Origin of the sequence: Mesorhizobium sp. B2-6-2 (assembly GCF_006440615.1) — a bacterium.
Lineage (GTDB): Bacteria > Pseudomonadota > Alphaproteobacteria > Rhizobiales > Rhizobiaceae > Mesorhizobium.
In genome coordinates this window covers 1-1,004 of sequence record NZ_VFUG01000051.1, presented here as the reverse complement: position 1 = coordinate 1,004, position 1,004 = coordinate 1, and the positions used below count along the sequence as shown (strand labels likewise).

The window sequence follows — 1,004 nt, the reverse complement described above, 5'->3', positions numbered from 1 at the left end:
CACGACTGCGACCGCCGGCGATATGGCGGTCGCCGGTACGTTCGCCCGAGTCGTCGTCGTAAGGAGCGACGCCAACCAAGGCAGAGATTTTCTCGCGACTGACCTTGCCGAGTTCGGGCAAGAGGATGACGAGGGTGAGCGCGGTGCGTATGCCGATGCCATCGACGCTGGCGATCAGCTCGAGCCGCCGAGCGAGATCATCGTGTTTGCACACGACGACCTGCAGGAGCAGTAGTTCGGCCTCGCGGCGCCGCTGCAGACGCTGAACCTCACGCTCGAGTTGCTTGAGAATCCGCTTGGTGGTGAAGTGCTCGCGCCGCGTCTTGAGGTGAGCGATATCGTACTCCAGCTGCTCGATGAAGAGCAGATGCTCAGCGAACGCGGCCAGCCTGGTGTCTGGCGGTCCATGCAGATCGCCGAGATTGGCAGCGCACTCGGCGATGAGGGCGGCGTCGATACGATCGTTCTTGGCACGACGCAGCTTGTAGACGGCAAAGGCATGCACTTGACGCGGCTGCAGGAGAGCGACCTCGAAGCCGTGCTCGCGCAAATATTCCACGACGGCTCGTTCGTAACCCCCAGAGGCTTCGATGCCGACGCGTTTGATCTTACGCGCACTCAGCCAAGCAACCAGCTCTTGATGTCCGTCTCTGGCATTGGCTACGCGCAACCTCTCGCTCGCCGGATAGGTTGCGACATCAAGCGACTTCTTGCTGGTGTCGATTCCGGCGGTCTTTGTGCTAGTCTCATTCATCTTCGTCGTCCCTGCCTTGCATACGAACCAGGTTGTTCCAGCAACCATCCGGGCCACGATGAAGAGCCGATCGCGATCTTGCTTCTCCTTAACCCCAGAGGTTCAGGTGTCGTGCGATCCGACGATCGGCGCCAATGGCCGGGTGGCCACCCGGCCATTGGCGTCCCTTACGAGACGACCACTTCATACAACATCGCTTATGCAAGGTGTCGCCGAAGGCGACGGATGAGGGGTGCTCCAGATGCCACCA

Annotated in this window: 1 protein-coding gene; it reads right to left on the bottom strand. The window is 60.9% G+C overall.

Translation table 11 applies throughout. The annotated features are described in order from the left end of the window. On the bottom strand, nt 1-754 hold a 754-nt coding region (locus FJ419_RS30630), incomplete at its 3' end, for a transposase (protein ID WP_181170849.1). Between the last annotated feature and the right edge of the window lie 250 nt (nt 755-1,004).